The sequence below is a fragment of the Methylobacter tundripaludum genome (genome assembly GCF_002934365.1).
GTDB lineage: Bacteria > Pseudomonadota > Gammaproteobacteria > Methylococcales > Methylomonadaceae > Methylobacter_A > Methylobacter_A tundripaludum_A.
The window spans coordinates 147,283-167,267 of record NZ_PTIY01000007.1; the positions used below are offsets into that span (position 1 = coordinate 147,283).

At 52.9% G+C, this 19,985-nt stretch carries 15 protein-coding genes; 10 read left to right on the forward strand and 5 right to left on the reverse strand.

The annotated features are described in order from the left end of the window. Positions 1–36 precede the first annotated feature (36 nt). The 4 genes from nth to B0F88_RS10395 all read left to right on the forward strand — a co-directional run bounded on the left by nth (position 37) and on the right by B0F88_RS10395 (position 2,946). On the forward strand, positions 37–672 hold the full coding sequence (nth, locus tag B0F88_RS10380) for an endonuclease III (protein WP_104423866.1): 636 nt from the start codon (positions 37–39) through the stop codon (positions 670–672). A gap of 176 nt (positions 673–848) precedes the next feature. Beyond that, positions 849–1,250 (forward strand): hypothetical protein, encoded by a 402-nt coding sequence (locus B0F88_RS10385; RefSeq protein WP_104423867.1) that lies wholly within the window; start codon positions 849–851, stop codon positions 1,248–1,250. Positions 1,251–1,337: 87 nt separating this feature from the next. Continuing rightward, on the forward strand, positions 1,338–2,189 hold the full coding sequence (locus B0F88_RS10390) for an HvfB family MNIO-type RiPP peptide maturase (RefSeq protein WP_104423868.1): 852 nt from the start codon (positions 1,338–1,340) through the stop codon (positions 2,187–2,189). Next, positions 2,170–2,946: an HvfC family RiPP maturation protein gene (locus tag B0F88_RS10395; protein WP_104423869.1), complete on the forward strand. Its 777-nt coding sequence runs from the start codon at positions 2,170–2,172 to the stop codon at positions 2,944–2,946. The genes B0F88_RS10390 and B0F88_RS10395 overlap by 20 nt, the downstream gene beginning before the upstream one ends. A gap of 239 nt (positions 2,947–3,185) precedes the next feature. On the opposite strand, the gene B0F88_RS10400 is transcribed toward B0F88_RS10395, so the two are convergent. Then, positions 3,186–3,650: a hypothetical protein gene (locus B0F88_RS10400; protein WP_104423870.1), complete on the reverse strand. Its 465-nt coding sequence runs from the start codon at positions 3,648–3,650 to the stop codon at positions 3,186–3,188. A 166-nt stretch (positions 3,651–3,816) separates the two neighbouring features. Here B0F88_RS10400 and glnE point away from each other — a divergent pair, with 166 nt between their 5' ends. From glnE to waaC, 4 genes are all read left to right on the forward strand, one after another. Next, positions 3,817–6,720, forward strand: coding sequence for a bifunctional [glutamate--ammonia ligase]-adenylyl-L-tyrosine phosphorylase/[glutamate--ammonia-ligase] adenylyltransferase (gene glnE / locus B0F88_RS10405; protein ID WP_104423871.1), 2,904 nt, complete (start codon positions 3,817–3,819; stop codon positions 6,718–6,720). 149 nt (positions 6,721–6,869) lie between these two features. Further along, a complete protein-coding gene (locus B0F88_RS10410; protein WP_104423872.1) occupies positions 6,870–7,793 on the forward strand; it encodes a branched-chain amino acid transaminase in 924 nt (307 codons plus the stop codon). A 93-nt stretch (positions 7,794–7,886) separates the two neighbouring features. Further along, positions 7,887–8,915 carry a lipopolysaccharide heptosyltransferase II gene (gene waaF / locus B0F88_RS10415; RefSeq protein WP_104423873.1) on the forward strand — a complete coding sequence of 343 codons (1,029 nt, stop codon included), beginning with the start codon at positions 7,887–7,889 and terminating at the stop codon, positions 8,913–8,915. Then, positions 8,912–9,955, forward strand: a complete 1,044-nt coding sequence (gene waaC / locus B0F88_RS10420; protein ID WP_104423874.1) for a lipopolysaccharide heptosyltransferase I — start codon at positions 8,912–8,914, stop codon at positions 9,953–9,955. The genes waaF and waaC overlap by 4 nt, the downstream gene beginning before the upstream one ends. A gap of 20 nt (positions 9,956–9,975) precedes the next feature. On the opposite strand, the gene rpiA is transcribed toward waaC, so the two are convergent. Beyond that, a complete protein-coding gene (gene rpiA / locus B0F88_RS10425; RefSeq protein WP_104423875.1) occupies positions 9,976–10,629 on the reverse strand; it encodes a ribose-5-phosphate isomerase RpiA in 654 nt (217 codons plus the stop codon). Positions 10,630–10,739: 110 nt separating this feature from the next. Between rpiA and recC the strand changes: the two genes are divergently transcribed. Together recC and B0F88_RS10440 are read left to right on the forward strand one after the other, a co-directional pair. Then, entirely contained in the window at positions 10,740–14,069 is a 3,330-nt protein-coding gene (recC, locus tag B0F88_RS10430) for an exodeoxyribonuclease V subunit gamma (protein WP_104423876.1), read from the forward strand. Between the two features lie 354 nt (positions 14,070–14,423). Next, complete coding sequence (locus tag B0F88_RS10440) at positions 14,424–14,753, forward strand: DUF1640 domain-containing protein (RefSeq protein ID WP_104423878.1); 330 nt, start codon at positions 14,424–14,426, stop codon at positions 14,751–14,753. Positions 14,754–15,106: 353 nt separating this feature from the next. Here the strand turns inward: B0F88_RS10440 and B0F88_RS10445 are convergent, their stop codons facing one another. The 3 genes from B0F88_RS10445 to B0F88_RS10455 all read right to left on the reverse strand — a co-directional run bounded on the left by B0F88_RS10445 (position 15,107) and on the right by B0F88_RS10455 (position 19,985). Continuing rightward, the gene (locus B0F88_RS10445; protein ID WP_104423879.1) at positions 15,107–15,625 is read right to left on the reverse strand and encodes a hypothetical protein; all 519 of its coding nucleotides are present in this window, start codon (positions 15,623–15,625) and stop codon (positions 15,107–15,109) included. Between the two features lie 143 nt (positions 15,626–15,768). Then, positions 15,769–18,870, reverse strand: coding sequence for an efflux RND transporter permease subunit (locus B0F88_RS10450; protein ID WP_104423880.1), 3,102 nt, complete (start codon positions 18,868–18,870; stop codon positions 15,769–15,771). 5 nt (positions 18,871–18,875) lie between these two features. After that, positions 18,876–19,985, reverse strand: a complete 1,110-nt coding sequence (locus B0F88_RS10455; protein WP_104423881.1) for an efflux RND transporter periplasmic adaptor subunit — start codon at positions 19,983–19,985, stop codon at positions 18,876–18,878.

Consider the following 19,985-nt stretch of genomic DNA (forward strand, 5'->3'; position numbering starts at 1 on the left):
AATAGCGGCACACTATCGAGTAAAACCAAATACCGCATGAATCTAAAAAAACGCCTGGAAATTTTTGATCGGCTGGCTTTGGCCATACCTGAACCGACTACGGAGCTGCATTATACCAGTGCTTTTGAACTATTAATTGCGGTCGTTTTGTCGGCGCAGGCGACCGATAAGGGCGTCAACAAAGCGACCGCCAAATTATTTCCGGTCGCCAATACGCCTCAAGCCATTTTGGCGCTGGGCGAGGCGGGCTTAAAAGAGCACATCAAGACCATCGGGCTGTTTAACAGCAAAGCGGCACATATCATCACGCTTTGCAGGCAGTTGCTTGAGAAACATGACGGCCAGATACCCCAAACACGGGAAGCGCTGGAAGCGCTGGCCGGGGTCGGCAGAAAAACCGCCAATGTCATATTGAATACCGCTTTTGGGCAGCATACGATTGCGGTGGATACCCATATTTTCAGGGTTGCCAACCGTACCGGCATTGCACCCGGTAAAAATGTGCTGGAGGTGGAGCGTAAACTGGACAAGTGGGTGCCTAAACAGCATAAGAAAGATGCGCATCATTTACTGATTCTGCATGGGCGCTATACCTGCATTGCCAGAAAGCCGCGTTGTGAGAGCTGTGTTATTGAAGACTTGTGCGAGTATCAGAATAAAACCGGACATTAATATAAAGCATGCACCGGGCTGATAATTTGACGGAGTTTTGTGGTATAGAAGGATATTCATTCTTTATTTAGACGGTTTTGATATGATAAGCAACATTCGATACGTTGCGTATCGATTAATCTCCCGACTTAACCCGCTGGGAGCGGATTGAAACAACCAACACCCCTGGAGTTACAATGAAAAAAATTAATAAAACCCCTTTAGCTGCTGCAATGGGTGCCGCTTTTTTGTCTACATTTGCTGCAACTGCGGTTAATGCAGAAGCCAATCCTTTCGGTATGACTGAATTGTCGGCCGGTTACATGCAAGTTGCCGCTGCGGATAAAGCGGCTGAAATGTCATGCGGTGCGTCAATGGGCGGTATGGAGAAGCCTAAAGCGGCGGAAGGAGCATGTGCGGGCAACAAAAAACCAGATGCAGCAAAACCAGCCGCCGAAGGCAAATGCGGCGAAAGCAAATGCGGCGCGATGATGCAAGACGGCAAAATGAAACCAGGTATGGAAGCGGCCTGCGGCGCGATGATGAAAGGCAAGGAAGGCTCTTGCGGCAATATGTCTAAAGAACCCGCCGGCAAATAAGTCTAAGGCGGCCTTTCCGTTTTTAGCATAAGGAGGGCGTGATCATCATGCCCTCCAGTTCCCATCAAATCACAGCAAGGTGTTCTTATGGACACAACCCAGAATCTCGTTCACGGCGCCGGTTTAGGTCTTAGGCGATCATTTTTAAGCCAGATTGTTGAATCCCCGCCCGAAGAAGTCGGTTTTTATGAGGTCGCGCCGGAGAACTGGATCACCATCGGCGGAAAATTCGGCAAGCAGTTTCGCGCGATGACCGAGCGATTCGATTTTGTCTGTCACGGCTTATCGCTGTCGATAGGCAGCACCGATCCGCTGGATGAAAAATTCGTCCGCGAAGTCAAACGGTTCATGGCCGAACATCAAATAAAATTTTACAGCGAACATTTAAGTTATTGCAGCAAGGACGGACATTTATATGACCTGATGCCGATCCCGTTTACCTCGGAAGCGGTTACCCATGTTGCCGGGCGGATCAAGCGCGTCCAGGATATTCTGGAGCAAAAGATAGCCATCGAAAACGTGTCCTATTACGCCGCCCCCGGTCAGGAAATGGCCGAGATCGATTTTTTCAATGCGGTTATCGAAGAAGCCGATTGCGATGTGCTGATCGACATCAATAATATTTACGTGAACAGCGTTAACCACGGTTACGATGCCGAGGCTTTTTTAAAGGCCGTGCCTGCGCACCGCATCGCTTACGCGCATATTGCCGGGCATTATGTCGAGGCTGAAGATTTTCTGGTCGACACCCACGGCGCAGACGTGATCGATCCGGTCTGGAAACTGTTGGGCAAGGCTTATGAGCTTTACGGAGTGTTTCCGACGCTGTTGGAGCGGGATTTTAATATCCCGGAGATGGAAGAGTTAATCAGGGAGGTTAACACCATCAGCGCGATACAAGCCGCTTGGGGAACCCAGCATGCCAAGCAATCCGCTTGAGGCCGGTATGAGCGTCGATTTTAAAACCAAGCAGAGCGAGTTTGCCGCGTACATCAGAGATCCCGAACACAATTCGCCGCCTGCCGATGTCCAGCCGCAGCGCATGGCGATGTATCGCGAGCTGTTTTTTAATAATATCGACAGCTTTTTGTCGGCCAATTTTCCAGTGTTGCGGACACTATTGAATGACCGGCAATGGTTTGAGCTGGGACAGGATTTTTTCGCCAAGCATGTCAGTCGTTCGCCGCATTTTTCAGAAATCCCTGAAGAGTTTTTGGATTATCTGCAAAACGAGCGGGACGGTGCGGATGATTTCCCGTTTATGCTGGAGCTGGCGCATTACGAATGGGTGGAAATGGCCTTGTCCATCGCCAAGGAAACCGTGCATGAAAATCAGCAGAACCTGGATGATTTGCTCAATAGGCGTATTCAGTTGTCGTCTTTAGCTTGGCCGCTGGCCTACCAATATCCCGTCCAGCAAATATCCCCCGCTTTTTTACCTGAAACGGCGCCGGAACAAGCCACCTTCCTGGTTGTTTATCGCAATCCGAATGACGAGGTTAATTTTATAGAAATCACTCCGATCACTTACCGGTTGCTGGAAATAATCCAGGAGCATGAAGGGATATTGGCGGCCGATTGTCTAAAGCAGGTTGCCGGGGAATCGAAGCATCCTAATCCTGAAATGATTATCGCAGGTGGTTTGCAGGTATTAAAAGAACTGGCAGGGAAGACGGTTATTACGGTTGTTGCTTAAGGATATGGTCAGAAATACCTTCCCGACATGGATCGGATGAAATTTTTCCGTTCGCCCTGAGCTTGTCGAATGGGGTGGGCGGAAAAATTTCGACCCACCGCGTCAAGCCGATCATGCTTCGACAGGCTCAGCACGAACGGCTTGACGACCGAAAATAGTGATTTCGGGAAGTTATTTGTAACCAGATCCTAAGTCCGGTATGTAACCCGACGGACACGCTGTGTTGCCGAAATGTTAAATCAATTAGCCTGTGGCACTCTGGTAAAATCCGGTCCTTTAGGCAGGGCGTTCTGTTGCAGGCAATGATAAGCCGCATTCTCATACTTGATCACTAAAGACTGGGCGTTTTTATGCTCGCCGAGAAACAGTTGAGCCTCATCGGCAGTCAAATCTTTCATCAAGAATTTGGCTATGCACATGCACGGCGTAGAATAGCGCGCCTTATCGAATTCTTTATTGGTTGAATTCTTCAATTCCCGTTGTACGCATTGGTCGGCAAAATCATGCTCAAACTTGTGTTTTTGTATATCGGTCACCGGGGTGTCGTGGGAATGGTCGAACGGGTTGTGCACTTCGGCGGTCGCTGCCGGTTTCGCCGCTGCGGTTTTTTGTTCATCATCCGAACAGCCGGTAACCGATAATGCGATAACCGCGCTGGTCAGTGCAGCAAAAAAGAAGTTCTTGGTAAATGTGGGCGTTTTCATAAGTTTAAATCGTAAATAGTTTAATGAGGATTTGTTCAACTTTATCATTTTATCAAGACTCGTTCTACCCATCTTCGTTGTTCATATTCAAGATGTTTACAAATAGCGCTATTCGTTGCGCGCCTGTTTTCGTTATCATGGGTTTTTCCATTGACGCCTTTCAGCCATGTCTTTTATCAAAAATATCGAATCCGAATTTGCAGCGCTACCTGATCAGTTAAGGGCTACGGTGATCGACTCGCTGACTAAATGGGATGAACGGGTTACGGAACTTAAACTCAATATCAATCCAACACCGGCATTTAACGCATCTATCGTCAGGGTCTGGTGCTCCAGCCTGTTTGTTGCCGAAAGCTGTACCCGCAAGCCCGAGCTGCTGGCCGATCTGGTTAACTCCGGCGATTTGTCGGCGGTTTACAGCGAAAACAATTATGCCGAAAAGCTTGTCCTGAGCTCGGCCGAAGGGCTGGCGCACACGCCGGTTGAGACGCAGGCCGAGTTAATGACGAAATTGCGCGATTTTCGGCGCAGGGAGATGGTCAGGATAGCCTGGCGGGATTTGGCCGGCTGGGCCGAATTATCGGAAACGCTGGCCGATTTATCGCACTTGGCTGACGCCTGCATACAATACGCATTGGATTTTCTTTATCAGGAAGCCTGCGAACTACGAGGCACGCCGTTATTGTCCGACGGCAGCCCGCAGCAGATCGTGGTGCTGGGCATGGGCAAGCTGGGCGCTTACGAATTGAATTATTCCTCCGACATCGACCTGATTTTTGCTTATGCGGAAGACGGCGTGCTGCCGGACAGGAAAGAAACCAGCTACGGCGAGTTTTTTACCAAGCTATGCCGCAACCTGATCAAAGTGCTGGACGAGATCACCGTAGACGGTTTTGTGTTCCGCACCGACATACGCTTAAGACCTTATGGCGACAGCGGGCCCATCATCATGACCTTTGACGGCATGGAAAACTATTACCAGACCCAGGCCAGGGAATGGGAGCGTTACGCGATGATCAAGGTGCGCCAGGTTGCGGGCGACTTTAAAGTCGGCGCGCAGCTGATGGCTATGTTCAGGCCTTTTGTGTACCGGCGTTATCTCGATTACGGCGCGTTTGAGGAGTTGCGCTCGTTAAAGGCGCAGATCACCCAGGAGTTGCGGCGCAAGGACCGCATGGAAAATATCAAGCTGGGGCCGGGCGGCATCCGCGAAATCGAATTTATCGGCCAGGCGTTTCAACTGATCCGCGGCGGCAACGACAAAGCCCTGCAAACCCGTCCGATTCTGGATGTATTACAACTGCTGGGCGATCGGGAGTTGCTGGCGCAACAAGATGCCGATCAGTTAATGCAGTCATACCGTTTTTTGCGTCGGGTGGAAAACCATATCCAGCAATATCAGGATCAACAAACCCACGATTTGCCGACAAACCCGGCAGCGCAACAGATATTGGCGTATTCGCTGGATTATCCAGACTGGCCTAGCTTTAAACAGGATCTGGACAAGGTAAGAGTGCAGGTGCATGAGGTTTTTGACCAGGTTTTTTCCCTGTCAAAACAGGATGGTTCGACAGGCTCACCACGAACGGCGCAAAGAATTTGGGCTTGTGTGGCCGATGATTCGGAGTTGATGGACCATTTAAAAGAATGGGGCATTCAAGACACCGGCGCGATGCTCGCTGCAATAAAAGATTTTAAGCATTCCGCCGCCGTCAGAAGGCTGACAGCTAAAGGTGCAGGCGTGCTTGACCGGTTAATGCCGCAGTTGATAGAAGCCATGCGGCAGGTTGCTAACCCGGATGAAACCCTGATGCGGATACTCGGATTGTTTGGGGCGGTTGCGGGCCGGAATGTCTATTTATCGTTATTGTCCGAAAACCCCGGCGCCTTGTCGCAATTGGTCAAGCTGTCATCGGCCAGTTCGTGGATTTGCGATTATTTATCGCTGTACCCGGTGTTATTCGACGAATTGCTGGATACCCGCTCGCTTTACGAGCCGCTCAAAAAAGCCGATCTTGACCGGCAACTTCGGGTTTTGCTGGCTCATGTCGAGGTGCAGGATCTTGAGCAGCTGATGGTGGTGCTGCGCCAGTTTAAACAATTGAACGTATTAAGAGTGGCCGCCGCCGATATTATGGGCGTAATCCCGCTGATGGTGGTCAGCGATTACCTGACCTATATCGCCGAAAGCATCGTCAGTCATGTCGTTGAACGCGCGTGGCTGATGCTGACTGACAAGCATGGCCAGCCGCCGGTGACCGATAATACGTCTATCGGTTTTGCGGTCATAGGCTTCGGCAAATTGGGCGGCATCGAGTTGGGTTACGGCTCCGACCTGGATCTGGTGTTTTTGTACGATTGCAAGGACGGCAATGCGATGACCGATGGTGCAAAGCCGATTTCCTGCGCCCAGTTTTACGGTCGTTTGGGGCTGAAAGTCCGGCATATACTCGATACCAAGATGTTGTCCGGCATACTCTACGAAGTGGATATGCGCCTGCGGCCCAATGGCGACTCCGGCTTGCTGGTCAGCCATATTAACGCTTATGAAGATTACCTGAAAAACCAGGCCTGGACCTGGGAGTTGCAGGCCTTGGTCAGAGGCCGTTTTATCGCCGGAGACCCTCGGCTTAAAGTACAGTATGAGGCCATACGCAGCCGGATTTTAAGCCTGCCCAGGGATACAGACGTATTAAAAAAAGAAGTCCGGGAGATGCGCGAAAAAATGCGCGAGGCTCTGGCTACCAAAGATAAAGACAAGTTTGACCTAAAACAAAGCAAAGGCGGTATTGCTGATATTGAGTTTATAGTACAATTTGGCGTATTGGATCAGGCGGCTCTTAATGTAGCGCTGACGACCTACACCGATAATGTCAGACTGCTTGAAGGCCTGCAACAGCAGGGCTTTATTTCCAAAGCCGATCAGGAAACACTTAAAAACGCTTACTGCACCTATCGGGATTTCGGTCATAAACAGGTTTTACAAGGGGATAAGGCTGTTATAGCCGAGGCCGAGGTCGCCAAAATGAGCGCACAAGTCGAACAGATTTGGCATGGTTACATGGAGTAGGTAATAGACAGGGATGACCTGATTAGGCGGATTAAAACGGTTATCAGTGGTTATCAGTCAAATCCGTGTCGCCTAGAGGCGCCTACTGTTGGCATCCATGTTCCATGCCCTTACATAAATAAACATTAATTTAAGTTGGAGAATAAACGATGACGATGGATGATAGAGACGGCGTTATTTGGCTGGATGGCAAGTGGGTTGAGTGGCGCGAAGCTAAAGTCCATGTGTTGACGCACACCTTGCACTATGGATTGGGCGTGTTTGAAGGCATACGGGCTTATCATGCGGAAAAAGGCACGGCGATTTTCAGGATGCAGGAACATACGGATCGCCTGTTCCGTTCGGCGCATATCATGAATATGAAAATGCCTTACGGTAAAGACGAGCTTAACCAGGCGCATCGCGATGCGGTTGCCAAGAACAACCTGGACAGCGCCTATATTCGCAGCATGTGCTTTTTCGGTTCCGAAGGTATGGGGCTAAGAGCCGACAACCTGAAAGTCCACGTGATGGTCGCCGCCTGGTCATGGGGCGCTTATTTGGGCGCGGACAGCATCGAGCACGGCATCCGCATCCGCACGTCGTCTTATACCCGCAACCATCACAACAGCACCATGTGCAAAGCCAAAGCCAACGGCAATTACATCAATTCCATCCTGGCGTTACAGGAAGCTTTGGCCAACGGTTACGACGAAGCGTTGATGCTGGATCATGAAGGATTCGCGGCGGAAGGTAGCGCCGAAAACCTGTTTATCGTGCGCAACGGCAAAATTTACACGCCTGAAACCACCTCGGCGCTGGAAGGCATTACCCGTGATTCGGTCATCACCATTGCCAGAGAGCAAGGTTATGAAGTGATCGAAAAACGCATCACCCGCGACGAGATTTACGTGGCCGATGAAGCGTTCTTTACCGGTTCTGCGGCTGAAGTAACGCCGATCAGGGAACTGGACAATCGCGCAATCGGTTCAGGCAGCCGCGGGCCGGTCACCGAGAAATTGCAGTCTCTGTATTTCGACTATGTGCATGGGCGCAGAGACGACCATGCCGATTGGTTGACTTACGTTGCTTAAGGTTTTTTAAAAAAATGAACCACGAAGACACGAAGTTTTATGTTTCTTTCTTCGTGTCTTCGTGGTTTATAAAGTATATAGTCATTTAAGGTCTTGAAAAAATATCACAAGATTCTAGTCGTCGGCCCCTCCTGGGTCGGCGACATGGTGATGGCGCAAAGCCTGTTTATCGCGCTGAAAAATGCCCGCCCGGACTGCCGGATCGACGTGCTGGCTCCGTCATGGACATTATCCCTGCTGGAAAGAATGCCCGAAGTGACCCAAGCCATTGCGATGCCGCTGCCGCGCGGTAAGTTCGGCCTGATCGAACGCATCAAACTGGGTAAAAGCCTGCGCCCGGAAGGCTACGATCAGGCCATCCTGCTGCCGAATTCCTGGAAATCCGCAATACCAACGTTTTTTGCCGATATACCCGTTCGTACAGGTTACATCGGCGAATACCGCTGGGGCTTGCTGAACGATGCCAGAAAGCTCGATAAAAAACGGCTGACCATGACCGTGCAGCGGTTTGTCGCCTTGGGTTTGCCCAAAGATGCGAAGTTGCCGCCGGTATGCCCGACGCCTGCGCTAACGATCAGCAAAGACCGGCAACAAGCCGTCATCGATAAATTCAAGCTGATTTCCTCTCCAAGAATACTGGCCTTATGCCCCGGCGCCGAATACGGCCCGGCCAAGCGCTGGCCGACCGAGTATTACGCCGAAGTCGCCCGGCATAAAATCGACCAAGGCTGGCAGGTCTGGCTGTTCGGCTCCGAAAAGGACAAAGCCGACGCCGCGCAAATCAATAAAGCAGCTTCCGGCCTTTGTACCGACTTTACCGGCAGGACATCCCTGGCCGAGGCGGTTGATTTGATGTCGCTGGTTAATAATGTGGTGACCAACGATTCAGGCTTGATGCATGTCGCCGCCGCGCTGGATAAAAAAATCATCGCCATTTACGGCTCATCGGATCCGGGATTTACGCCGCCGCTGAACGATAAGGCCCAGGTTATCTCATTGAATCTCGATTGCGCACCCTGTTTCAAGCGCGAATGTCCGCTGGGCCACACCCATTGCCTGACCGGCATCACACCGGACCGGGTGCTTCAATTGATAGCGCTTACCGAAGCAGAGCCTACATGAAAATAGCGATCGTAAAACTCTCGGCCCTGGGCGACATCGTCCATGCGATGGTCGCTCTTCAGTTTATCAAGGCGCACTCCCCGGAAATTCAGATCGACTGGATCGTTGAAGAGCGCTTCGCCGAGGTTTTAAAAAACAATCCCGACATCGATAACATCCTGACGGTTAACCTGAAAGCCTTAAAAAACGATAAGACCGGTTTTGTTCGGCAGCTCAAAAAAATCCGCGGCTACGCAAAAAATAATTATGACTTGGTTATTGATGCCCAAGGGCTGATTAAATCGGCGGTCACCGCCAAACTGGTAGCGGCAGGGGGGCTGGGTATGCCAAAAGCGCGGCACGGAAAGCGCATCGCCGGATTCGATGCCGATTCAATCAGGGAAAAAGCCGCATCATGGTTTTACGATATTAAAGTGGCGTGCGCTTTTCATGCCAATACCATCGACAGAAATGCATTGGTCCTGTCCGGCCCTTTAGGGTTCGACATCACCAAAGAGCAAATTCTCAACAAAAAGCCGTTTTTGTTCTTCAAAAACGAAGATCCGCAAATTTATGACTACCTGTCAAAAGACCGGAACAATATCGTGCTGGTGATCGGCTCAACCTGGGACAGCCGCAACTATCCGGCGGAAAAATTCGTAAAAATAGCAGAGGCCTTGCAGCAAAACTGCCTGGTCATCTGGGGCAGCGATCAGGAAAAAGCCCGAGCGGAGTGGATGGCGGCGCAATCCGGCCTGATCAAAGTCATGCCCAAGCTGGATTTGAACAGCCTGAAAGCGCTGATTGCCAACGCCGATTTGCTGATCGGCAACGATACCGGGCCAACGCACATGGCCTGGGGATTAAATAGGCCGTCAATCACCCTCTTCGGCCCGACGCCGGTCAGCCGGGTTTACCAAACCGACATCAACAAAGTGGTCAAGTCCGCGTCAACCGTCAATCCGTATAAACTCAACAAGCAGGATTATTCGATTAAGGATATTGATGAACAGGAGATAATCGAGCCGGCAAAATGCTTGTTGCCGGCTCGATCAGAGTGAATCAACGCTATAGAAGTTTGTTATCGCGTGATGACTTCATCGCCCTTGCCCACTAACACCACATCCGCAGGACGCATCGCAAAAATGCCGACTGTCACTACGCCGGTAATGTTGTTGATGATTTGTTCCAGCTTGATCGGATCGATAATGTCCAGGTTATGTACATCGAGAATCACGTTGTGGTTGTCGGTGATAACGTTTTCCCGCCACACCGGTTGGCCGCCCAATTTAACCAGCTCCCGTGCAACATAGCTTCTGGCCATCGGGATGACTTCAACTGGCAGCGGAAATTTACCCAGCACATCGACGCATTTGGTTTCATCGACAATACAAACAAACTGCTTGCTGGCTGCGCCAATGATTTTTTCGCGGGTTAATGCGCCGCCGCCGCCTTTAATCATATGTTTATGCGGCGTCACCTCGTCAGCGCCATCGACATAAACATCCAGCGTGCCGACTGAGTTCAGGTCCAGCACAGGAATGCCGACTTTTTTCAAATGTGCGGTGCTCATTTCGGAACTGGAGACAGCGCCTTCGATCTGGCCTTTAAAATCGGCCAAATAATCGATGAAATGTTTCACCGTAGAACCGGTGCCTACGCCGATAATGGAAACATCTTTAATATAGTGTAAAGCGGCTTGAGCTACTTTTTGTTTTAATTCGTCTTGAGTCATGAGGCTTCCTGATTTTAGTTAAGGGACTGTAAATGGTGTGTGATAATACAGCAGATGCAAAGATTCCTCAGCTGATTTTTAAAAAATGCCCACGATAAACTCAAGCGCCCATGTTCATCCTGCACAGCTCCAATAAAACCGAAAACCTGGTCGCCCACCTGTGCGCAGTCATCGAAAACTCGCCGTTGGCCTCGCCTTTTGCGAAGGAGGTCTTCTTGATCCAAAGCCAGGGCATGGAGCGCTGGTTGTCGCAGCAGCTGGCCGGCCGATTCAAGGTATGGGGCAATTACGAGTTTTTATTTCCGGGCAAGTTTTTCAGCTCGCTGGCGCAGAACATCGACAGCCGCTTGAGCGATGCGGCTTTCGAGCGTAACTTGATGCTATGGCGGATCGAGGCCTTGCTCAGGCGACTGCCAGGGATGGCGACCGAGACTGCTCCCGGCAGTCCTCGGCATTTCCTCCCTCCCTGGAGGTCAGAAGTGTCGCAATCGGTAGGGAACCGATGCGACCGACTGGACGGCGAGGTATTTTTGCCGTTAACGCAATACCTGTCCGGCGAGAATGTCGCGTTAAAGCGCTACCAGTTAGCCCAGCAGCTGGCGCAGATTTTCGACCAGTACCAGATGATGCGGCCGGATATGTTGGAGGCGTGGCAAAAAGGCCAGTTGCTGTACCAGACAACAACCGAACGCTGGCAGCAGGCGTTGTGGCTGCAAATAACCGAACAGACCGGCAACAAGCACCGGGGCTCGTTGTGGCTGGACGTGATCGCCAAATTGAATGCCGCGGAGGAAGGCGCATTCAGCGGGCAACTGCCGGAGCGGATTTCGGTGTTCGGGCTTAACACGATGCCGCCGTTATTCTTGAGCTATTTGCAAGGCTTGTCCAAACATTGCCAGCTGCATCTTTTCCTGCTCAATCCGGCGCAGGATTTTTGGGCCGATCTGGCAACGAAGAGACAGCGGGCAATCGACGAAAATTTTACCGGCCATCCGTTGCTGTCAACCTTAGGCCAGCAGGGACGCGAGTTTCAGGAAATGTTGCTGGATCAGGCGCAGTTCGATTTCGAACCGGAAAGTTTCGAACTGGGCGAGGCGCGCACTCATCTGCAACGGCTGCAAAACGGCATCTTGAATAACCGGCTGGACGGACAGGTACTGCAACAAGACGACTCAATCAGCATCCATGCCTGCCATTCCCGGATGCGCGAAGTGGAAGTGCTGAAAAACCAGTTGCTGCAAACGCTGGAAAACGACCCGTCGCTGGAACTGCGCGACATCGTGGTCATGGCGCCGGACATCCAGGTGTACGAGCCGTTTATTTCCGCCGTGTTCGATGACGTTCAACATGCGGTCGCCGATCGCAGCTTGCGCCTGAGCAACAACGCGCTGGACGCCTTCATCCGCTTTTTGGACTTGAGCCAAAGCCGTTTCGGCTGGCAATCGGTGCTGGATTTGCTGGAACAGCCGGTGGTGTATCCGGGTTTCGGTTTGTCCGAGGTCGACCTGGAACTGATCAAACACTGGGTGCAGGATACCCATGTCCGCTGGGGCAAGTCCGCGCAACACAAGCAGGAACTGGGCCTGCCGGAACTGAGCGAAAATACCTGGCAGGCAATGCTGGACAGGCTGCTGATGGGCTATGCGGTCGGCAGCGATCAGGATTTTATTGCAGAGGTGCTGCCCTACAGGGATATTGAAGGTTCCTCGGCGCTGGCTTTGGGCGGCTTGTGCGATTTTATGCAGCTGCTGTTTAAAGCCAGCAAGGAACTGAAACAGGCGAAACCGCTGAAAAGCTGGAGCGCGCAGCTTTATTATTACGCCGACCAGTTATTGGCGGCTGCGGAACCGGTCGAGCGCCGACAGCTTAACGAACTGCTGGCGGAATTGTCCGCCGAACTGGCCGCAGTCCATAATGATGACGTCGAGCTGCAAGTGATTATCAGCTGGCTGGAAGGCATGGTTGCCGAGCGCAAATCGTCCAACGGCTTTTTGCGCGGACAGCTGACCTTTTGTTCGATGTTGCCGATGCGCTCGATCCCGTTCAAGGTGATTGCGTTGTTGGGCATGAATGACGGCGAGTTCCCAAAAATCGACCGTCATCCGACCTTCGACTTACTGGCGCACAATTTTCGCAAAGGCGACCGCTCGCACCGCAGCGATGACCGCTACCAGTTTCTGGAAATCCTGTTGTCGGCCAGACAGCGGCTGATCATGACCTATATCGGCCAGTCGATCAGCCACAACGATGCCATTCCGCCATCGGTGGTGATCAGCGAATTGCTGGAGGTTTTGCAGTGTGGCGGCCTGATTACCCGGCATCCGTTGCAACCGTTTAGTCGGCGCTATTTTGACGGTGCGGCGGATTTATTCAGCTTTTCCGAGACCGATTGCGAAACCGCCAGAGCATTGTCCGGCAGGGGCGACCGACCGTCCGCCCTTGTCGATTTATGGTGGCAAGGAGCAATCCTCGAAGACGCTGCGGAAACCGAAGTGATCGAGCTCAGCGAATTGTTCAGTTTCTTCCGCCATCCACAACGTTACTTCGTGCAGAGGCAAATGGATTTACGCTTTAGCGGCATGGAAGCCGATGCCGAAGAGCGCGAGCCGTTTAGCGTCGACAAGCTGGAGGGTTACGCGATTTATCATGAATGGATACACGAGGCGCTAAACGGCAAGCAGCCCACGGTAAAAAAACTGCAAGCCCAAGGCCGGTGGCTGGCGGGCGTACCGGGCGAACTGGAGTTCGACCGCCAACAGCAGGCGATTAATGAATTTGTCCAACGAATAAAGGAAAAAGACTTAGGCGCGTCTTTAGACGATTTGCCGGTAGATATAATTGTCGGGCAATACCGTCTGGCCGGCAAACTCGGCAACCTTTATCAGCACGGCAGCCTCATTTATCGTTACGCCGCCCTTAAGGGCAAGGATTTTGTCTGCGCACTGTTGCATCATCTGATAATTAACGAAGTCCAGCGGCAATCGTCGGCAATTGCTCCTTGCATTGCTCTCGGCAATCGCTCCTTGCATTGCTCTACCTCCCCCATCCGTGGGGTCGTACCTCCTGCATCCATGCAGTCGACGTTTTTGCTCAGCACCGATGAAGACTTAAGCTTGTTGCCCGAACATTGCCAAGCGGAGCAGCTGAGCGCATGGATAGAAATATACCGGCAGGGCCGAAAACAGCCCGATGCATTTTTTGTCGAACCGGCGTTGGCGTACATCAAACAGGCCCACAAACTGCAAATCGGCAGCCGGGCCTCAAAGTCGGCGCTGGATGCGGCAATCGAGCAATTGTCCAGGGCCGTGGAACAGCCTTACGAGCCGGAACTCAGGCGGCTTTACGGCAATGTGGCGGACTTGGGGCAGGTGCTGGGCGAGCCGTTTGAGCTGCAATGCCAAAGCCTGTTGCAGCCGGTTTGGGATGTATTGCATCAATAACAATGGGTTGTTGATCGCTCCCACGCTCCGGCGCTCATCTGTATACAAGTCCTGCCGACCCAAAGAAGATATAGTTCTGTCGGGCATGCTGTTTATGCCCGACATATACGCGCTTCAAATGTCGGGCGACGAAAAGCTGTTGCAACTACCCGACTCGCTTGATTGGTACGGTGCTTTGCCAAGGCAGAGCTCGATCATAGTTCTGGGCTTAGAATTTCCGCCCGATTCGCATTGCAACTTTAAAGCTTAGTGCCGTTACCGCATGACATAGCAGCAGAGGCCGGACACACCGGCTTTTTTGTGCATGATGACCTTTGCCTATACAATGCATTCTAAATCAATGCAGGTGAAACGATGAATACATTAACTTTCGATACGCATGAGTTTGTTAAAAAGCTTAAGGATGTAGGTTTTAGCGAAGAACAGGCGGAAGTAATAACCAACTTACAAAAAACAACATCCAGCAATACCTTGGAGCAGGCACGGCATGATTATGATTTAGATAATTTAGCCACCAAGCGCGACTTAAGGGAACTGGAGTTAAAGATTGAGCTGGTACGTTCCGAGCTAAAGCGTGATATTGCCGAAACTAAAGCGGAGTTAATCCGTTGGGTGGTGGGCGTTGGTGTGCTGCAAACAGTATTGATAACTGCGCTGGTACTTAAATTGGCGGGTACGCATTAAAGTCCCGTCGGGCATGCCGTTTATGCCCGACATATACGCGCTTCAAATGTCGGGCAACGAAAAGCAGTTACCCGACCTACCCGGTAATATCTGAGGTAAAAACTTCGTGTCTTCTCGGTGGTAAATAATTGTTTACAATCGTTTTCCGTACAGCGTTTATTTTCGTGCGGAGAAACATCGCATTGTTGTCTTGGCGGGATAGAACCTAGGGAAGCGCTGAACAAAATGCTTCCGTTCATGATTCGACAGGCTCACCACGAACGGAATCAATACGTTACCGTTCGTCCTGAGCCTGTCGAAGGACTAAATCAGCGCTTCCCTAGCCCTGTGTTCGGCTTTAAATATGACGACTGTTAGCGCCAGCCCAGTCCTTGAAGGGCGTCTACAACCAATCCCGTTCCTAGCCTGATTAGCAGGACGTCGTCCGCCACTCGCACGTAACGGTGTCCGGGCAGCGGCGCTCCCAGCTGATTAAGTACTGCCGACGGCAGATCGTAGTAAGTCACGTTGCGGGGCAGCGGTTGGCCTATATTCCACTGTCTTGCCAGTCCGGGCGGAACGCAGCCGTTCTGTTTCTTGGCGAGGCCCGGCGGACAGCGGCCGGTACGGAACTGCTCGACATAGTAGTCATGGATGACGGCTCGGTGCCGGTCGTCGAAATAGCGCTGTTCTCTATGGTCTTGTTCGCCTTTTTGCTGAAATGGCCGATCATCGCGCTCCCTGTCATGACTTTGTTTTTCCCGCCGTTCATGTTTCTCGGCTTTTTCGTGGCCTTTCCCGGCATGCTTGTCGGCTAGAACCGGGGCGGTCGCCAGCATTCCGGCGATTGCAAGGGCTAAGGCGTAACTTGTTTTCAAATAATTGTGCGGCATGTTCTACTCCCGGTAAAAAGTTCACATTCATTCTCCGCTGTGTTTACGCACAATGCACATAAAATTTTTTAAAGTCCGCCACGACATTACGGTTTTGTGATGCCGTAGGGAAAAGGGGGGTCACGTCTGATGAATCAAAGAGACTAACGGTCTTCCTCGAACCATCGATAAAGCGTAGGCAGCATAATCAGCGTCAGCAATGTTGACGTGATCAGTCCGCCGATAACAACGATAGCCAAAGGCCGCTGGACTTCCGAGCCGGGGCCGGTGGCGAACAAGAAGGGCACCAGCCCGAGCAGCGCGACGGTGGCGGTCATCATGACCGGGCGAAAGCGTTGCGCGCAGCCCTGGCGTATGGCCTCTATCTGGCTGAGTCCGCTGTCGCGCAGGTTGCGGATATAGGAAACCAGCACCACGCCGTTCAATACGGCGATGCCCCACAGCGCAATAAAGCCCACCGAGGCCGGCACCGACAGGTATTCGCCGGTGATGAACAAAGATACCACGCCGCCTATCGACGCAAACGGCAGTACGAGAATAATCAGCGCGGCAAAGCGTAGCGAGTTGAACAGCATGAACAACAGAAAGAAAATCGCGCCGATCGTAATCGGGATGATGATTTTAAGATGTCCCAGCGCGCGTTCCATGTTCTGGAATTGTCCGCCCCATTCCAGGTAATACCCTTCCGGCAGCTTGATCTGGTTGGAGACGGCTTTTTGCAGTTCCGCCACGAAGCTGCCCAAGTCCCTGTCCCTGACGTTAACGCCGACAACGATCCGGCGTTTGCCCATTTCCCTGCTGATCTGCGAAGGCCCGTCATTCAGGCGGATGTCGGCCAGATCGCCCAGCGGTACGCGCGCGCCGTTGGCCGAAGTCAGCAGCATGGCGTCAATGGCTTCGATGCTGTTGCGAAAACCTTCCGGCAAACGCACGGTTGCCGAGAAGCGCCGTTCGCCTTCATAGATTTCCGTCGCCGTCTTGCCGCCGATAGCCGTTTCAATGACCTCATTAATATCGGCCGCATTGATGCTGTGTCTGGCGATGGCTTCGCGGTTGATTGTGATCGACAAATACTGCTGTCCGGTCAGCCGTTCCACGCGGATGTCCTGAGCGCCCTGGATAGCGCCCGCAAGCCGGGCGATGTCGTTTGCGGTTGTTTTCAACTGCTCCAGATCGTCGCCGAATATTTTCACGGCCAGATCGGAGCGCACGCCGGTCAGCATTTCGTCCACGCGGTCGGAAATCGGTTGCGCCATCACCACCTGGATGCCGGGCAGATTTTCATTGAGCTTGTCGCGTATCGCATCGGCGATCTGATCCTGGCTCCAGCCTTTAGGCCACTGATCACGGGGTTTCAAACTGACGATCGGGGTCGATTCGTTCTGGCTTTGCGGGTCGGCCGGGCTTTCGCCGCGGCCGATATTGGTCACCGCGAGGCTTACGCCCGGAATCTCCATGACCATGCGCATGGCTTCCATTTCCATTTTTATACCTTCTTGCAGCGATATATTCGGCATCCGGTTGATTGCCGGAACAATGGAGCCTTCCTTCATCTCGGGAATGAAGGCGGTACCCAAAAAGGGCAGTAATAGCAGTGCGCCGACAAACAGGCCGGCAGCCAGAAAAACGACGGTCTTGCCTTTTTGCAGGGCTATATCCAGCAGCCTAAGATAAGGCTTTTTCATGAACGCAATAATGCGCGTATCGTGTTCTTCTCCATGCTGGCCTTCCAGCAGATAAGAGCATAAAACCGGCGTTAAGGTCAGCGACAGAATCAGTGAAATCAGCAAGGCTATTGCGATCGTATAAGCCAGCGGCGAAAACATCTTGCCTTCCATGCCTTCCAATGTCATCAGCGGCAGGAATACCAGAATGATGATGCCGACACCGAATAACACCGGGGTGGCGACTTCCTGGGCGGCGGCCATGACCACTTTCACCCGGCTGGTAAAGCGGCCCTTGCGCTCGGTCAGCTGGCTGAAGGCGTTTTCGACCACGACGACGGAGCCGTCGACAATCAGGCCGATCGCGATAGCCAGTCCGCCCAACGACATCAGGTTGGCGGAGATGCCCAGCTGGTTCATGACGATAAAGGTGACCAGCGGCGTAATGAGCAAAGTGCCGACAACGATCAGGCTGGAGCGGATATCGCCGAGAAACAGCAGCAGAATCACGACGACCAGCGCCACGCCTTCGAGCAGTACCTTGGTGACGGTGTGCAACGCGGCATCGACCAGTTCGCTGCGGTCATAGTACGGAACGATTTTGAGGTCTTCCGGCAGCATGTTCTTGTCGTTGATTTCCTGCACCCGTTCCTTGATGCGGCTGACGACGTCTTTGGCGTTTCCGCCGCGTAGCATCATCACAATACCGCCGACCGATTCGGTATAACCGTTTTTTATCACCGCGCCGACCCGCACTTCGTGGCCGATTTTGACCTCGGCGACATCGTGAATGTGGACAGGGACGCTGTGCTGCTCTTTGAGCACGATATTGCCGATGTCGGCGACGTCGCGAATCAAACCGACGCCGCGAATCAGGTATTGCTCGGCGAAATGCGGTAAAACGCCGCCGCCGCTGTTGGCGTTGTTGTGCGCCAGTGCGTTAAAGACCTCGTCCAGCGTGATATGGTAATGGTGCATGCGGTCGGGATTGACCAATACCTGATACTGCTTGTTGTAGCCGCCCTGCGAATTGATTTCCGCAACCCCGGCTATGCCGCGCAACAGGGGGCGCACGACCCAGTCCTGGGTTTCGCGGCGGCGCATCAGCTCTTCCGGGGTCAGCGCGCGTTCCCCGTCGTCAGCCCGCTCCAGTGTGTATTGGTACACTTCGCCAAGCCCCGTGGAAACCGGACCCAATACCGGATTGACGCCTTCGGGCATGTTGTGGCTGACTTCCATCAGGCGCTCCATGACCAATTGCCGGGCAAAATAGACGTCGGTAGCGTCGGTAAACACCAGTGTGATCAGGGACAGGCCGTTTTTGTTTAACGAGCGCATCTCCGTAAGGCCGGGCAGGCCGGTCATTGCGATCTCCAGCGGCACGGTAATAAAACGCTCGACTTCCTCCGGCGAACGCCCGGAGGATTCGGTGGCGATTTGCACCTGCACGTTAGTGACATCGGGGAATGCATCGACGGACAGCGACTGTAGCGCGCGCACGCCAAAAGCCGCCAACGCCAGCGCCAGCGCCAGAATAAGGATACGGTTATCCAGGCTTCTACGAATCAAGGCTTCGACCATCGGTTTTACTCCAATTCCTTGCGCTGGCGTTCGCTGTTAAGATGAAAGCCGCCTTCCACGACAACCTTCTCGCCCTGTTTCAAGCCGCCGAGAACGCGGCGGACATTGCCGTAACGAATGCCCAGTTGTACCGGTCTCAGTTGGAATTCTTCCGGCGCGGTCTGGACGAAGACGTGATCGCCGTCATTGACGCGCAGCACCGCCGAATCGGGTAAAACCAGTTCCTGTACGCCCTGCTTGCGAATCAGCAAGGTGGCCAGCATGTTCGGCTTGAAAACACGCTGCGGATTGGGCAGCGCCATACGCACAGTGACGGTACGGGTCTGGGGATCAACCATGTCGTCCACATAAATCAGGCGGCCGCTCAGTTCTTCCCCCGGCAGGGCGGCGATAGTGACCAGCGCTTCATCGCCCTTGTGCGCCCAGCCCGCCTGTTGCTCAGGCAGCTCGGCGACCACCCAGACATGGGACAGGTCGGCTACGGTAAACAAGGCGTCGGCGGGCTGCACGACTTGGCCGACGGTGACGTTGCGCTCGACAATCGTACCCTGAATGCTGGCGGTAATCGGCAGGAACGAATGGATTTTCTTTTCCCTGGACAGCCTGGACAGATCGCTGTCCGACATGCCGAACACGCGCAACTGGTCGGTCGCGGTGCGCAAATCCACGTCGGCTTCATTCAGCATGCTTTCCCTTTCCTGAAGCTCGGCAGCCGCGATCACGTCGCTGGCCAGCAGGCGCTTGGCCCTGTTTACCGCCAGTTGGCGCAGATTGACTTGCGAACTGGTCTTTAGATAAGCCGACTGGGCCATGCCGAGTTCGGTGCTGTTGAGTATCGCCAGCTGTTCGCCTTTACGGACTTCCTGGCCGAGTACGGCCTGGATTTCGGTAATCCGGCCGGTTACCGTTGCGCCGATCCGGGCGACGCGCTGTTGATCCAGGTCGACCCGCGCCGGCAAGCGCAAGGAATCATGCACTTGGCCTTTGCCTATCGCGATGACTTTGATCTGCTTCATCAGTACGGAGTTGGCTTTGACCACCGGTAAGGCATTGTCGGCGTTGCTTGCCGGGGAGATCAGCAGCAGGATAAACAGCAAAGGGTAAAATGATGTCAT

What these genes read in the sequence shown, in the direction of transcription:
- B0F88_RS10390 (WP_104423868.1), top strand. Translation starts at nt 1,338, where the DNA reads ATGGACACAACCCAGAATCTCGTTCACGGCGCCGGTTTAGGTCTTAGG.
- recC (WP_104423876.1), top strand. Translation starts at nt 10,740, where the DNA reads ATGTTCATCCTGCACAGCTCCAATAAAACCGAAAACCTGGTCGCCCAC.
- B0F88_RS10455 (WP_104423881.1), bottom strand. Translation starts at nt 19,985, where the DNA reads ATGACATCATTTTACCCTTTGCTGTTTATCCTGCTGCTGATCTCCCCG.
- glnE (WP_104423871.1), top strand. Translation starts at nt 3,817, where the DNA reads ATGTCTTTTATCAAAAATATCGAATCCGAATTTGCAGCGCTACCTGAT.
- B0F88_RS10450 (WP_104423880.1), bottom strand. Translation starts at nt 18,870, where the DNA reads ATGGTCGAAGCCTTGATTCGTAGAAGCCTGGATAACCGTATCCTTATT.
- waaC (WP_104423874.1), top strand. Translation starts at nt 8,912, where the DNA reads ATGAAAATAGCGATCGTAAAACTCTCGGCCCTGGGCGACATCGTCCAT.
- B0F88_RS10395 (WP_104423869.1), top strand. Translation starts at nt 2,170, where the DNA reads ATGCCAAGCAATCCGCTTGAGGCCGGTATGAGCGTCGATTTTAAAACC.
- nth (WP_104423866.1), top strand. Translation starts at nt 37, where the DNA reads ATGAATCTAAAAAAACGCCTGGAAATTTTTGATCGGCTGGCTTTGGCC.
- B0F88_RS10410 (WP_104423872.1), top strand. Translation starts at nt 6,870, where the DNA reads ATGACGATGGATGATAGAGACGGCGTTATTTGGCTGGATGGCAAGTGG.
- B0F88_RS10440 (WP_104423878.1), top strand. Translation starts at nt 14,424, where the DNA reads ATGAATACATTAACTTTCGATACGCATGAGTTTGTTAAAAAGCTTAAG.
- B0F88_RS10385 (WP_104423867.1), top strand. Translation starts at nt 849, where the DNA reads ATGAAAAAAATTAATAAAACCCCTTTAGCTGCTGCAATGGGTGCCGCT.
- B0F88_RS10445 (WP_104423879.1), bottom strand. Translation starts at nt 15,625, where the DNA reads ATGCCGCACAATTATTTGAAAACAAGTTACGCCTTAGCCCTTGCAATC.
- B0F88_RS10400 (WP_104423870.1), bottom strand. Translation starts at nt 3,650, where the DNA reads ATGAAAACGCCCACATTTACCAAGAACTTCTTTTTTGCTGCACTGACC.
- rpiA (WP_104423875.1), bottom strand. Translation starts at nt 10,629, where the DNA reads ATGACTCAAGACGAATTAAAACAAAAAGTAGCTCAAGCCGCTTTACAC.